Source organism: Demequina sediminis, assembly GCF_039545075.1.
Taxonomy (GTDB): domain Bacteria; phylum Actinomycetota; class Actinomycetes; order Actinomycetales; family Demequinaceae; genus Demequina; species Demequina sediminis.
Genome location: NZ_BAABRR010000001.1, coordinates 227,629 through 240,502, shown reverse-complemented (window position 1 = coordinate 240,502; position 12,874 = coordinate 227,629). Strand labels below are relative to the sequence as shown.

Genomic DNA, 12,874 nt, shown 5'->3' with positions numbered 1-12,874 from the left:
AACAGCCGGGGTTTACCAGCCGCGCTCGGCGAGGCGGTGCGGCTCGGGGACCTCGTCGACGTTGATGCCGACCATCGCCTCGCCCAGCCCGCGCGACACGTCGGCGATCACCGACGGGTCGTCGAAGAACGTCGTCGCCTTGACGATCGCCGCGGCGCGCTGCGCGGGGTTGCCCGACTTGAAGATGCCGGAGCCGACGAACACGCCCTCGGCGCCCAGCTGCATCATCATCGCGGCGTCGGCGGGCGTCGCGATGCCACCCGCGGTGAAGAGCACCACGGGGAGCTTGCCGGTCTCGGCGATCTCCTGCACGAGCGGCAGCGGCGCCTGGAGCTCCTTGGCGGCGACGTACAGCTCGTCCTTGGGCAGCGCGGTGAGCGCCTTGATCTCCGCGCGGATCTGACGCATGTGCGTGGTCGCGTTCGACACGTCGCCCGTGCCGGCCTCGCCCTTCGAGCGGATCATGGCCGCACCCTCGGAGATGCGGCGCAGCGCCTCGCCCAGGTTGGTCGCGCCGCACACGAAGGGAACCGTGAAGTTCCACTTGTCGATGTGGTGCGTGTAGTCCGCGGGGGTGAGCACCTCGGACTCGTCGATGTAGTCGACGCCGAGCGACTGCAGCACCTGCGCCTCGACGAAGTGGCCGATGCGCGCCTTGGCCATCACGGGGATCGAGACGGTGTCGATGATGCCCTGGATGAGGTCGGGGTCGCTCATGCGCGCCACGCCGCCTTGCGCACGGATGTCGGCGGGCACCCGCTCGAGCGCCATCACGGCGACCGCGCCCGCGTCCTCGGCGATGCGAGCCTGCTCGGGGGTGACCACGTCCATGATGACGCCGCCCTTGAGCATCTCGGCCATGCCGCGCTTCACGAGGTCGGTGCCAACCTGGGGCTGAGTGGTGTCGTCGGTGGTGGTCATGGCGATGTGACGTCCTTCGTCGGATGGGGATGGAACTCGGCATCCATCCTAATGGCGTCGCGGTACGTCTCTTCGACGCGGGGCGCGACGTTGGACCAGTCAAAGGCGGCGGCGCATTCGCGCCCCCGCTCGGCGAGCGCGGCGCGCTCCGCCGGGTCATCGAGGAGCGCGATGACGCTCGCGCCGATCGACGCGGGATCGCCGACCGCGTGGTGCGCGGCGGCGTGACCGCCGTCGGCGAGCGTCGACACGTCCATGAACGCCGTGAGATCCGAGGCCACGACGGCGGCCCCGGCGGCCATCGCCTCAACCAGCACGATCCCGAAGCTCTCGCCGCCCAGGTTGGGCGCGCAGTAGATGTCGACCGAGGCCATGAAGCGCGCCTTCTGCGCCTCGTCGAGCTCCCCGACGACCTCGGCGCCGGCGCGCGCGGCCTTGGCGGCCACTCGATCCGAGAAGCGGCCCGCGACCAGGAAGCGCGCGTGCGGATGCGCCGCACGGACCGCAGGGATCGCGGCAAGGAAGTCCTCGAGCCCCTTGCGCGGCTCGTCGAGGCGTCCCAGGATGCCGATGCTCGGGGCCTCGGCCGTGCCCGTCCACCGGGGGTCGGGGACGGCCGTGACGTAGTGCGAGGTGTCGACCCCGTTGGGAATGATGTGCGTGGCCTCGACCCTCAGGTGGTCGCGCACGGTCGCCGCGGCGGAGGGCGACACCGCGATGCGCGCGTCGAGCTCCTCGTAGCCCGGCTTAATCCACGGCTTCGCGAGCCGCATCGCCGCGGACTCCGACTGCGAACTGTGGAACGTCGCCACGGTGGGCCCGATCCGCGCCCACATCGCGATGAGGCTGAGCGACGGGGCGCCCGGCTCGTGCAGGTGGACCACATCGAAGTGACCGAGCTTGAGCCACTCACGCACGCGGGACGCGGCCATGAGACCGAACGTGAGGCGCGCCGTCGAGCCGTTATAGCGGATCGGAATCGATCGCCCCGCACTCGACACGTACGGCGGCACGGGTGTGTCCTCGGCGGCGGGGGCCAGCACCGAGACGTCGTGGCCGCGCGCGATGAGCGCCTGGGCGAGGTCGAGAACGTGCAGCTGCACGCCGCCGGGCCGGTCGAGCGAGTACGGGCAGACGATGCCGATCCTCATCTCACTCCGTCCATCCGAACCGTTGCAGCATGTGCCAATCCTGGGGGTGCCTGCGGATGGCGTCGCCCATGAACCCTACCCAGGCCCGCGTGAGGTGACCCACGCGGTCGTCGCCAGGGGCATCGGCCGGAGAGACCGCCGCACCAAAGGTGAGCACGGTCCCCCACCGCGACCGCGCCGCGCGCCGGCGCTTTCCCCGCAGCCGCTCGTAGCGCACCATGACGGGCACGAGCATCGTGTCGGTCGCCGCGGCCAGCGCTGCCGGTCCGGGCGCCACCTTCGCGCGGTGACCCGCGAAGTCCACCTCGATGCCCGAACCCGTGAGGTCCCGGTCCGCGAGCAGGCAGATGAGTCCGCCGTCGCCGCGTGCGATACGGATCAGCTCCCTGAAGGTGGATCCCCCTTCGAGGCCGAGGATCCGCATGCCCACGCCCTCGCGCAGCGCGACGAACTCCTCGAAGACCTCACGCGGCTTCAGCACCTCCGCGACGGACACGACGGGACCCAGGTTCCGGCACGCGAAAGCGCCCACCAGATCCCAGTTGCCCGAGTGCGAGAGCGCGATCACCACGCGGCCGTGCTCGCGGATGATCTCCCTGATCTCGGCCTCGTTCTCCATACGCACGCGCGCGTCGATGACGTCAGCGGTCATGCGAGGCAACTCGAAGGCCTCGGCGTAGTAGCGCGCGGCGGAGGCCATGCCCGCGCGGCTGAGGCGGCGCAGGTCACGCCCCTCGAGCCCCGTGACGCGATGCAGGTTCTCCTCGAGACGGCGGGCGGGCTTGGCGCGGCGCACCCATTGCGCCATCGTGCCCGCCCACAGTGCGCCGCGGGTGACGGAGACCGGGAGGTAGCGCGAGGCCCGGAACGCGAACAGGAAGCCGTTCATTCGTGCGGGTAGAGCTGGCGCCCGGCCTCGAGACTGCTCGCGTTCCACGCGGGGTCGCGTCGCGCGCGCTGCACCACCGCGTTGATCCGCTGCGCGACGGTGATCGCCGCCATCGCCGCGAGCACCCACAGGGTCCACGTCAGCACGGGCAGCGGCACGCCGAGTCCCACGATTCCGGTCGCGGTCAGCCCGATCACGAGCCTGTCCGAGCGCTCGGCGATGCCCACCTTCGCGTCGACGCCGATCGACTCGGCACGCGCGCGGGCGTAGGGCACGAGCGAACCGATGGCGAGGCACGCGAGTGCGGCCAGGGCTGTCGCGCGATCGTTGTCGATGAAGGACCATGCGAGGGCGCCGAAGATCGCGGCGTCGGCGACCCTGTCGAGCGTCGAATCCAGGAACGCGCCCAGGCGAGAGCTCTTGCCTCCCAGCCGGGCCATCGTCCCGTCGAGCATGTCCGTCACCACGAACACGGTGATGAAGATGACGCCCCAGAACAGCCAGATCCCGCCCTTGGGCAGGAAGAACAGCGCGCCGAACACCACGCCGGCCGTGCCGAGGATGGTCATGACGTTGGGGTGGACACCCAGCCCGAGCAGCGCGCGTGCGGGCGCCTGCCACAGGGCCGCCATGAGCGGCCGTAGCCTGCCGAACATCTACTGGTCCTCTCTGAAGGCGTCGCTCACGCGTCGCCACGTGTCGTCGAGCAGTTCGGGCACCGCCTTGGTGCGCGCGATGATGGGGAGGAAGTTCGAGTCTCCCTCCCAGCTCGGCACCACGTGCTGGTGGAGGTGAGCGGAGATCCCCGCTCCGCCCGCGGTTCCCTGATTGATCCCGATGTTGAAGCCCTGCGGGCTGCTCACCCGGGCCAGCACGCGCATCGCGCGCTGGGTCAGCACCGCCATCTCGTCTCGCTCGGCGTCGGTGGCGTCCGTGTAGAGCGCGACATGGCGATACGGGCACACCATGAGGTGGCCGGGGTTGTACGGGAACAGGTTGAGCACCACGTAGCAGTGCTCTCCCCTGTGGACCACCAGGTGGGCGCGGTCGTCAGACTCGGTCTTCTTGCACAGCGGGCAGCCGCGCGGCTCGCCTTCGGGTCGCTCCGCCTTGACGTAGGCGAGCCGATGCGGGGTCCACAGTCTCTCGAGCCCGTCGGGCTCGCCTCCCATGGTGTCCGCGTCGACGGCCTCGGGCACCGTCAGACCTGAGCCTTCGTGGTCACGGCCTCGACGATGCGCGCGACGGCCTCGTCGAGCGGCACCTGGTTGTCCTGGCTGCCGTCGCGATAGCGGAAGGACACCGCGTTCGCGTCGGCGTCGTCGCCGCCCGCGATGAGGACGAACGGAATCTTCTCCTTCGAGGCGGTGCGGATCTTCTTGGGGAAGCGCTCGTCCGAGGCGTCGAGCTCGGCGCGCACGCCCGCCGCGCGCAGTCGCGCGACCAGCTCGCCCAGGTAGTCGTTGAACGGCTCGGCGACCGGGATCGCGCGCACCTGGACCGGTGCGAGCCACACGGGGAACTGACCCGCATAGTGCTCGGTAAGGATCGCGAAGAAGCGCTCAATCGAGCCGAACAGCGCACGGTGAATCATCACGGGGCGCTGGCGCGAGCCGTCCGAGGCCGTGTACTCGAGCTCAAAGCGCTCGGGAAGGTTGAAGTCGAGCTGGATGGTCGACATCTGCCACGTGCGCCCGATCGCGTCGCGCGCCTGCACGGAGATCTTGGGTCCGTAGAACGCCGCGCCACCCGGGTCGGGCACCAGTTCGAGGCCCGACGCGAGGCCCACCTCGCGCAGGGTCGCGGTGGCCTCCTCCCAGATCTCGTCCGAGCCGACCGACTTCTCGGGATTGCGGGTCGACAGTTCGAGGTAGAAGTCCTCGAGCCCGTAGTCCTTGAGCAGTCCGAGCACGAACTCGAGGGTGGTGGTGAGCTCATCCTTCATCTGCTCGCGCGTGCAGTAGATGTGCGCGTCATCCTGCGTGAAGCCGCGCGCACGGGTGAGGCCGTGCACCACGCCCGACTTCTCGTTGCGGTACACCGTGCCGAACTCGAACAGGCGCAGCGGCAGCTCGCGATACGACCGGCCACGCGCGCCGAAGATGAGGTTGTGCATCGGGCAGTTCATGGGCTTGAGGTAGTAGTCCTGGCCCTGCTTCGTGATGTTGCCCGCGGCGTCGCGCTCCTCGTCCATCTGCATGGGCGGGTACATGCCGTCCGCGTACCAGTCGAGGTGACCCGAGGTCTGGAACAGCTGCGCCTTGGTCGCGTGGGGGGTGTAGACGAACTCGTACCCCTCCTCGATGTGGCGCCTGCGGGAGTACTCCTCCATCTCCATGCGGATCACGCCGCCCTTGGGGTGGAAGACGGCGAGCCCCGAGCCGATCTCGTCGGGGAAGGAGAAGAGGTCCATCTCCGCGCCGAGCTTGCGGTGGTCGCGGCGCTCCGCCTCGGCGAGCCGCTCCTTGTACGCGGTGAGTTCCTCCTTGGAGGGCCACGCCGTGCCGTACACGCGCTGGAGCTGCGGGTTCTTCTCGGAGCCCTTCCAGTATGCGGCGGCGGAGCGCATGAGCGACCACCCGTTCTGCAGCACACGGGTGCTGGGCACGTGAGGACCGCGGCACAGGTCCTTCCATGCGACCTCGCCCCCGCGGCGCACGTTGTCGTAGATGGTGATGTCGCCATCGCCGATCTCGACCGAGGCACCCTCGGCACCCGCGGTGTCCTGCGTGAGCAGCTCGCACTTGAAGGGCTCGTGAGCGAGCTCCGCGAGCGCCTCGTCGCGGGTCACCTCGCGACGCACGAAGGCCTGACCCTCCTTGACGATGCGCTGCATCGCCTTCTCGAGTGCCTTGAGGTCCTCGGGGGTGAAGGGCGTCTCGACGTCGAAGTCGTAGTAGAAGCCGTTCTCGATGGGCGGGCCGACGCCCAGCTTGGCGTCGGGGTTAACGGCCTGAACGGCCTGCGCGAGCACGTGCGCGGTCGAGTGGCGCAGCACCATGAGGCCGTCGGGCTCGGAGACCGTCACGGCGTCGACGGAGGCGCCGGCGGGGACCTCGCGCGCGAGATCCCACAGCGCGCCGTCGACCCTCATCACGACCACGTCGCGGCGCTCACCGAACAGATCGGCGCCCGTCGTGCCCGGTGCGAGCTCTCGCTCGACGCCGTCGATGGTCGCAGTCAGGCTTGACACCGGTGTTCTCCTCGGGTGGTGGGGCGTACGGGGACGATGCTACCGAGGGTCCGTGCGGTCGCGTCACCGCCGCGCGTGAGCGCGGGTGGCGGCTACAGCCCCTGTCCCCCGTCCCACAGCCGCTCGGAGGCGCCCGAGACGAGCGCCGCGACCGACATCGCCTGCGCATCGGTGAGCGAGGCGACGTAGTCGATGATGCCGCGGCCCGTGGCGTAGCGCCGCAACGCCGCGGCATCGGTGGTCGGCAGGGCCTCCGGCGACCGATCCCTCACCCTGAGGTAGTCCTCGGCGGCGATCTCGACCAGGTCCAGGAGGCGCCGGGGGGCGCGGCGCACGTCGTCATCGTCGTCGAGCCATGCCGCGAAGCTGGTCACGAGCCTCTCGATCACGCTCGCCTGGCCGCGCTGATACACCGCGAGGTCGGGACGGTGGAGGACGAACCGCTCCTGGAGGAACTTCAGGACAGCGACGTCGTGCCACGCCGCGGTGTCGAGGCTCACGTGGCCCGACCTCACGTGGGGGTCGCGTTCGACGGAGACCGAGTGCTGGAGGCGGGCGATCCATCCGGACATGAACACCGCGAGCCCGCGGTCGGCCGCGAGCGAGCCGTCGTATGGGACCGACAGCAGGCCGTCCACGACCTCGTCGGCGACCCTCGCGACGGACTCGCCGAAGGCATCGTCCCCCGCGACCCACGGGTCCTTCTCGACCATCCGCCTGCGCAGCAGTTCGAGGCCGTGTCCCGGCGTGCGCGGGGCGCGCAGGAGCTCCTCGCGCGGGATTCGTGCGAGCGCCGCGCGGTCCCTGATCCACGTGCGGAACTCCGCGGACACCGCCGCCTGGTTGAGGAGGTCCGCGCGGTAGAAGTCGTCGAGGTCGTGCAGCGAGTAGGCGATGTCGTCCGCGATGTCCATGACCGAGCACTCGACGGTCTGCTGGAGCGGCGCGATCGCGGGGTATGCGGCCCGAGCCTGCGCGAAGTCGGCGGCGTCGAGGGTGTACGCCGAGAACTTGAGCGCGCCCTCCCCCGGCCTGGCGGGCGCGAGACCGCGCGGCGTCGCGGCGCCCACGGGCCAGCGCTGGCCCTCGGCCCGCATCCAGGGGTACTTCAGCACCGCGGCCCTCACCGCGGCCGTGAGGTTCAGGCCGGAGCCGGCCCGATCGTACTCGTCGAGACGCGTGAGGATGCGGAAGGTCTGGGCATTGCCCTCGAAGCCCTCGTCGAGCCCGAAGCGCTCGCGGGCCAGGCGATTGAGGGTCTGCTCGCCCAGGTGGCCGAACGGCGGATGGCCGAGGTCGTGCGCGGCTGCGGCCGCCTGCACCACGACCGGGTCGCATCCACCCAGATCCCGTACGAGCGCGCCACGCTCGCCTCGGTCGCCCACGAGCGAGACGGCGATCGCGCGCGCGACGGCCGTCACCTTCACGGAATGCGTGAGGCGGTTGTGGACCGCGAGTCCGGCGCCGGACTGCGAGATCACCTGAGTGACCGCGGACAGCCGCGAGAAGTACGGCGAGAAGCGGATGCGCTCGAGGTCGACGCGGAACTCGGGGCGATACTCGACCAGCTGAAACTCGTCGAGTTGCTCGGCGACGCGACGCGCGATGCGCGGGTCCACCGCCGCCGGCTCACTCATGCGACCTCCCCTGGTCGGTCCCCGTCCTTCGGCTATCGAGGACGCTATCGACGCCCGACGCCGGGTGTCCAGCCGCGCGGACGCGCATGCCGGGGCATGACACAGGCGCCGCCTCCCGAGGGAGACGGCGCCTGAGGGGTCAGTCCTTGTTGTGGTCCTTGGCCCACTGCTCGGCCTTCGCGACCTGCACGTCCACGTTGTCGGGGGTGTGCTCGCGAATCTTGTCGCCGACCTTGCCGAGGGTCTCATCGTCCGGAAGGGCGTCCTTGGCCTTGTTGGCGAGATCCTTCATGTCCATCACTGCCTCCTGAGATAGGGGTGCTCTTGGCATGGGCGACAACGCGGGCCAGGGTCCTGCCATTCCGGACGATGCGTGGGGCGCCTAGTTCGAGGGCGCGCTCGGCGCGGACTGGGCGGACTGGGCGGACTGCGCCGAGACCGGCGACTGGGCGCTGACCGGCGACACCGGCGAGGGTGCGGACTGCGGCGACACGGGCGACTGGGTGCTCACGGGCGAGGGTGCGGACTGCGGCGACACGGGCGACTGCGTGCTCACCGGCGAGGGGCTCGACGCGGGGGTCGCGGGCGACTGCGTGCTCACCGGCGAGGGGCTCGACGCGGGGGTCGCGGGCGACACGGAGGACCGGACGGACACCGTCGACCGCACGGACATCGTGCTCGACAGCGGAACGATCGACGAGGGCGAGACGCGGGGCGTCTCGCTCGCGGTGTCGGACGGGCTGGGCTGGGGGGTCGGCGCGTCGCCAGTGGCCGCGTTGGCCGCGACGCCCACACCGATGACGCCGAGCGTGCCGGCGACGATCCACGCGCTCCTGTGACGGATGTTCATGATGGTCTCCTGTGATCTCGGTCAGACCCGGGTGGCCTGTCTCGATGGCACCACCATGACGGGCACACATGAACGGCCTAGGAGAGGATCGTGAGAGTCCTCTCATGCGGGCGGAAGCGAGGCCACCTCCGACTCGGCACGCTCGAGCCAGCGCTGCGCGAGCGAGCGATCCGCGATGCCAGACGCGAGCGAGACGAGCACCGCCGCGATGCGTGCCGCGAGCTGTTCCGCGGGCACCGCGTCCGCGAGCGCGGCACGGACCGCGTCGATCCACGCCGGCACGTCCGCGTAGCCCTCGCCGTCAAAGTCCTCGAGCGTGAGGAGGTGAGCGAGCAGGCATGCGAGGTCATCCGCGCGGTACCCGGGGCCGAGCGTGTCGACGTCGATGAGCGCCGTGGGTCGGGGGTCGCGGGTGGCCGAGACGAAGACGTTCGCCGCGTGAAAGTCCCCGTGGGTCGCGACCACCGGACCGGGAGCCTCGCGCGTGGCGGCGGCGATCCGCGCCGCGACGGCGCGCACGCGAGACTCCTCGAGTCCCGCGGCGATCGCCGCGTCGGCGTAGCGGGAGAGCTCCTCCGTGGGGGACGGCCGCCTGTCGAGGGCCGTGGCCGCCTCCGGGAGCGCGTCGAGCACGTCGAGGATCAGCGCGGGGTCGAGGGGCGCACGCCCTTCGGGCGCGGTCGGCAGATACAGGTGGGAGGTGAGGGGGATGCCCTCGGCGGCGTCGATGAGGACGATGCCGTCGCACAGGTCCCGCGCACGCGGCGCGAGGGCACACATCGCGTGCCGCTCGAGCAGCCGCGCGGCACGGCGAGGACGCACCACCTTGACGAACACCGCGGACTCGACGCCGTCGCGGGTCACGCGCGCACGCAGGACCGCGCGGCGCATGGGCCGCAGGACCATCATCTCGAGGCCGGTGACCTCGCACGGCTCACCGTCGGCGGCTGCGATCCTGGCGGCGAGAGCCTCGGGCACACAGGCATCCGCGAGGCCGGTGAGTTCGGGGTCCGCGGGATGGCGCCACACCGTCACGGCGCCCTGCTCGTTCTCCAGGCGCACGGCGCCCACCCTGGCGCGCACGGCATCGTCGATATCCGCGGTCGACGCGATGAGGTAGATGCGCTCCCCCGACGCGACCACGTCGTAGGCCACCGAGGTTTCCGCGCCGGGGCGCGCGTGCACGGCGTCGATGGTCCACGACTCGAGCGCGGCGCCCGACGCGCCCAGGGCCGCCACCAGCATGGGCTCAGGGTCCTCGCGCAGCAGGACGGCCAGGTCGGGGACGACTGTCATGGGGTCCATCCCACCATGGCGGCGGGCGAGGCGGCGCACTCGTCACCGTGCGGTTGCGCCGCCGGGGATGGCGCGTGACGATCGCTCCATGCCTCACTTCCTGGTCTCCTTTCCCGCGAGCGCGATGGCGGACCTCAGTCCCGAGGAACTCGCGCAGGCGAGTGTTGACTCGCACGCCGCGATCGAGGACGCCAAAGCCGCCGGCGTCTACGTCTTCGGCGGCGGCATCGACACGTCGGTGGCGCCCGTGCGCGTCAACGGCCACGGCGAGGTGTCCGCGACGACGTACCCGGGATACGTGCTCGACGGCGGCTTCGCGGTACTGAGGGTCGCGTCCCAGGACGAGGCGGTCGCGTGGGCGGCCAGGCTCGCGGCGGCCTGCCGCTGCCCTCAGGAGGTCCGGCGCTTGGGCGACGATCCCGCGAGCTGAGGCAGCGCGTCTCTGGGCCGAGACACACGTCAGGCCCCGGCGGACCGGGGCCTGAATCGCTGAAGATGGTGGGCGATACTGGGATCGAACCAGTGACCTCTTCCGTGTGAAGGAAGCGCGCTACCCCTGCGCCAATCGCCCATCGAGCGGTCACCATAGTAGCGCCTCCGCCGGGGTGCGAGTGACACCCCCGGTCGCGGCCGGGTCCGCGGGCGCCCGCATGAGAGAACTCTCATGCCGCGCCCACGCTCACGATGGGACACTAGCCACGTGTCCACCGACCCGAGCCCTGCCAGCGACGATGCCGCGGCTCGCCCCATGCACGACACCGCGCCTCGCGCCTCGCGCCGCGGCCTCACGGTCCGCACGTGGATCCTTGCGGCGGTGTTTGGCCTCAGCGCGCTCGCGCTGCTCACCGCGGGCGTGACGGTGGCCCGGCTGCAGGAACTACGCGTCGAGACACGCATCGACGACGACCTCCGGTCCTCGGCCGAGGAGTTCCGCCTGCTGTCCTCCGAGGGCGTCGACCCGGAGACCGGCGAGGCCTTCACGTCGCCGGCGGATCTCGTGCGCACGGCGATGGCGCGCATCATCCCCGGCCGCAATGAGGGAGTCGTGGGTGTCGTGGGCGGCGAAATCGCGTACACCGCGCGCGGCGCGGACGTCGCGCTCGAGGACGATCCGGCGCTGGTGGCCGCACTGGGTCCACTGGTCACGGGGGACGCGACGTCGTTCACGACCGTCGAGACCCCCGTCACGACGTATCGGGTCGCGGCGATCCCCGTGCGCACGGCGGCGGACGGATCTCTTGCTGAGGGTCCGGACGACTCGTCGCCGCCGGCGGACTCCGTCGCGGCACTCGTCTTCGCGTACGACCTCACGGCCGAGCGCGCGGATTTTGGCGAGGTGTTCCGGAGCTATGCGCTCGTCGCCGCCGCCTCGCTGGTGGTCGTGACGGTCGTGGGTTGGCTGGTCGCGGGGCAGCTGCTCCGGCCCATCCGCGTCCTCGCGGCGTCGGCGCGCAGGATCGGACGCGAGGACCTCTCCGAGCGCATCCCTGTCAGAGGCAACGACGACCTCGCCGACATGACGCGCTCCGTCAACGAGATGCTCGAGCGACTCGACGACGCGTTCGACGCGCAGCGCCAGCTCATCGACGATGTCAACCACGAGCTGCGCACACCCCTCACCGTCGTGAGGGGCCATCTCGAGCTCATGGATGCCGAGGATCCCGACGATGCCCGCGAGGTGCGGGCGCTCGCGCTCGACGAGGTCGCGCGCATGAACAGGGTCATCGACGACCTCACGACGCTGGCCACCGCGGAACGTCCCGACTTCGTGCGCGCCGAGCCCATCGAACTGGGCGCCCTCACGGACGAGATCTTCGACAAGGCCGTGGCCCTGGGCGAGCGGCAGTGGCGACTCGAGCAGCGCGCGGAGGGGGTCGCGGAGGCAGACCGTCAGCGGCTCACGCAGGCCCTCCTGCAGCTCGCGGCCAACGCCGTCAAGTTCTCCCCGGCCGGTTCGCGGATCTCGCTGGGCAGCAGAATCGAGGGCTCCCGGGCCGTGCTGTGGGTCGCCGACGAGGGACCTGGTGTGGCACCCGAGGACCGCGAGCGTGTCTTCGAGCGCTTCGCACGCGTGGGCGACCGCTCCGCTCCGGGCTCGGGGCTGGGCCTGGCGATCGTCGCGGCCATCGCCCACGCCCACGAGGGCCGGGCCCGGTGCGGCGGGGCGCCCGGCGGCGGCGCACTGTTCACGATCGAGATTCCCCGGGCGCGAGCCCACACCGACACCCCCACCACCGCAGAGGAGGCTCCGTGACCCAGATCCTGGTGATCGAGGACGAGGACAGGATCGCGACCTTCGTCGCGAAGGGCCTGAAGTCGGCCGGATACGCGACGCAGCGCGCGGCCACCGCGAAGGAGGGCTTCGAGGCCGCACTATCGGGCGACCCCGACCTCATCGTGCTCGACCTGGGTCTGCCCGACGGCGACGGCCTCGAGCTGCTGGCTCGCATGCGCGCCTCGGGCGTCGGCGTGCCCGTCATCATCCTCACGGCGCGGCGGTCGGTCGATGACACCGTCGCCGGCCTCGAGGGCGGCGCGGACGACTACATGGCCAAGCCCTTCGGCTTCGACGAACTCCTCGCCAGGATCCGGCTGCGCCTGCGCGTCGAGAGCCAGGGTGAGGCGACCACGCTGTCCCACGGGTCGCTGTCGCTCGACCTGCGCACGCGCCGCGCGACCATCGAGAGTCGCGAAGTCGACCTGTCCGCGCGAGAGTTCACGCTCGCGGAGACGCTGCTGCGCAATCCCGGGCAGGCACTCAGCCGCGAGCAGCTGCTCTCTCGCGTGTGGGGATACGACTTCGACCCCGGCTCGAACGTGGTCGACGTCTACGTCCGCTACCTCCGCGCAAAGATCGGCGCGGATCGCATCGAGACGGTGCGCGGGGTGGGCTACCGGCTGGTGGCACCGCGGCCCGGCACCGGATTCTCGTAGGCC

13 protein-coding genes and 1 tRNA gene are annotated in these 12,874 nt (G+C 71.0%); 4 read left to right on the top strand and 10 right to left on the bottom strand.

Going from position 1 to position 12,874, the window contains the following annotated elements; genetic code table 11:
* Window positions 1-12: 12 nt before the first annotated feature.
* The 8 genes from pdxS to ABEA62_RS01175 form a co-directional block, all read right to left on the bottom strand.
* Window positions 13-921: a pyridoxal 5'-phosphate synthase lyase subunit PdxS gene (gene pdxS / locus ABEA62_RS01210; protein WP_286215886.1), complete on the bottom strand. Its 909-nt coding sequence runs from the start codon at window positions 919-921 to the stop codon at window positions 13-15.
* Complete coding sequence (locus ABEA62_RS01205) at window positions 918-2,072, bottom strand: glycosyltransferase family 4 protein (protein ID WP_286215885.1); 1,155 nt, start codon at window positions 2,070-2,072, stop codon at window positions 918-920. The genes pdxS and ABEA62_RS01205 overlap by 4 nt, the downstream gene beginning before the upstream one ends.
* A 1-nt stretch (window position 2,073) precedes the next feature.
* The gene (locus ABEA62_RS01200) at window positions 2,074-2,961 is read right to left on the bottom strand and encodes a phosphatidylinositol mannoside acyltransferase (protein WP_286215884.1); all 888 of its coding nucleotides are present in this window, start codon (window positions 2,959-2,961) and stop codon (window positions 2,074-2,076) included.
* Complete coding sequence (gene pgsA, locus ABEA62_RS01195) at window positions 2,958-3,617, bottom strand: phosphatidylinositol phosphate synthase (RefSeq protein WP_286215883.1); 660 nt, start codon at window positions 3,615-3,617, stop codon at window positions 2,958-2,960. The genes ABEA62_RS01200 and pgsA overlap by 4 nt, the downstream gene beginning before the upstream one ends.
* Window positions 3,618-4,133, bottom strand: coding sequence for an HIT family protein (locus tag ABEA62_RS01190; protein WP_286216653.1), 516 nt, complete (start codon window positions 4,131-4,133; stop codon window positions 3,618-3,620).
* 29 nt (window positions 4,134-4,162) lie between these two features.
* Window positions 4,163-6,154, bottom strand: a complete 1,992-nt coding sequence (gene thrS, locus ABEA62_RS01185) for a threonine--tRNA ligase (protein ID WP_286215882.1) — start codon at window positions 6,152-6,154, stop codon at window positions 4,163-4,165.
* Between the two features lie 92 nt (window positions 6,155-6,246).
* Window positions 6,247-7,791: a deoxyguanosinetriphosphate triphosphohydrolase family protein gene (locus tag ABEA62_RS01180; protein WP_345378129.1), complete on the bottom strand. Its 1,545-nt coding sequence runs from the start codon at window positions 7,789-7,791 to the stop codon at window positions 6,247-6,249.
* Window positions 7,792-7,930: 139 nt separating this feature from the next.
* Entirely contained in the window at window positions 7,931-8,089 is a 159-nt protein-coding gene (locus tag ABEA62_RS01175) for a hypothetical protein (RefSeq protein ID WP_286215878.1), read from the bottom strand.
* Window positions 8,090-8,294: 205 nt separating this feature from the next.
* On the opposite strand from ABEA62_RS01175, the gene ABEA62_RS01170 reads away from it, so the two are divergent.
* Entirely contained in the window at window positions 8,295-8,630 is a 336-nt protein-coding gene (locus ABEA62_RS01170) for a hypothetical protein (RefSeq protein ID WP_345378127.1), read from the top strand.
* Window positions 8,631-8,743: 113 nt separating this feature from the next.
* Here the strand turns inward: ABEA62_RS01170 and ABEA62_RS01165 are convergent, their stop codons facing one another.
* On the bottom strand, window positions 8,744-9,937 hold the full coding sequence (locus ABEA62_RS01165) for a phosphotransferase (protein WP_286215873.1): 1,194 nt from the start codon (window positions 9,935-9,937) through the stop codon (window positions 8,744-8,746).
* An 88-nt stretch (window positions 9,938-10,025) separates the two neighbouring features.
* Here ABEA62_RS01165 and ABEA62_RS01160 point away from each other — a divergent pair, with 88 nt between their 5' ends.
* Window positions 10,026-10,367 carry a YciI family protein gene (locus tag ABEA62_RS01160; protein WP_286215871.1) on the top strand — a complete coding sequence of 114 codons (342 nt, stop codon included), beginning with the start codon at window positions 10,026-10,028 and terminating at the stop codon, window positions 10,365-10,367.
* Between the two features lie 66 nt (window positions 10,368-10,433).
* Here the strand turns inward: ABEA62_RS01160 and ABEA62_RS01155 are convergent.
* Window positions 10,434-10,508: transfer RNA gene (locus ABEA62_RS01155), tRNA-Val, on the bottom strand.
* A 129-nt stretch (window positions 10,509-10,637) separates the two neighbouring features.
* Here ABEA62_RS01155 and ABEA62_RS01150 point away from each other — a divergent pair.
* Window positions 10,638-12,191 (top strand): sensor histidine kinase, encoded by a 1,554-nt coding sequence (locus ABEA62_RS01150; protein ID WP_286215870.1) that lies wholly within the window; start codon window positions 10,638-10,640, stop codon window positions 12,189-12,191.
* Window positions 12,188-12,871, top strand: coding sequence for a response regulator transcription factor (locus ABEA62_RS01145; RefSeq protein ID WP_286215867.1), 684 nt, complete (start codon window positions 12,188-12,190; stop codon window positions 12,869-12,871). The genes ABEA62_RS01150 and ABEA62_RS01145 overlap by 4 nt, the downstream gene beginning before the upstream one ends.
* Window positions 12,872-12,874: the final 3 nt, after the last annotated feature.

Excerpts from the sequence above, each read along its gene's own strand:
- ABEA62_RS01205 (WP_286215885.1), bottom strand. The coding sequence starts at position 2,072 with ATGAGGATCGGCATCGTCTGCCCGTACTCGCTCGACCGGCCCGGCGGC.
- ABEA62_RS01200 (WP_286215884.1), bottom strand. The coding sequence starts at position 2,961 with ATGAACGGCTTCCTGTTCGCGTTCCGGGCCTCGCGCTACCTCCCGGTC.
- ABEA62_RS01160 (WP_286215871.1), top strand. The coding sequence starts at position 10,026 with ATGCCTCACTTCCTGGTCTCCTTTCCCGCGAGCGCGATGGCGGACCTC.
- ABEA62_RS01180 (WP_345378129.1), bottom strand. The coding sequence starts at position 7,791 with ATGAGTGAGCCGGCGGCGGTGGACCCGCGCATCGCGCGTCGCGTCGCC.
- pdxS (WP_286215886.1), bottom strand. The coding sequence starts at position 921 with ATGACCACCACCGACGACACCACTCAGCCCCAGGTTGGCACCGACCTC.
- ABEA62_RS01175 (WP_286215878.1), bottom strand. The coding sequence starts at position 8,089 with ATGGACATGAAGGATCTCGCCAACAAGGCCAAGGACGCCCTTCCGGAC.
- ABEA62_RS01165 (WP_286215873.1), bottom strand. The coding sequence starts at position 9,937 with ATGACAGTCGTCCCCGACCTGGCCGTCCTGCTGCGCGAGGACCCTGAG.
- ABEA62_RS01190 (WP_286216653.1), bottom strand. The coding sequence starts at position 4,133 with ATGGGAGGCGAGCCCGACGGGCTCGAGAGACTGTGGACCCCGCATCGG.
- pgsA (WP_286215883.1), bottom strand. The coding sequence starts at position 3,617 with ATGTTCGGCAGGCTACGGCCGCTCATGGCGGCCCTGTGGCAGGCGCCC.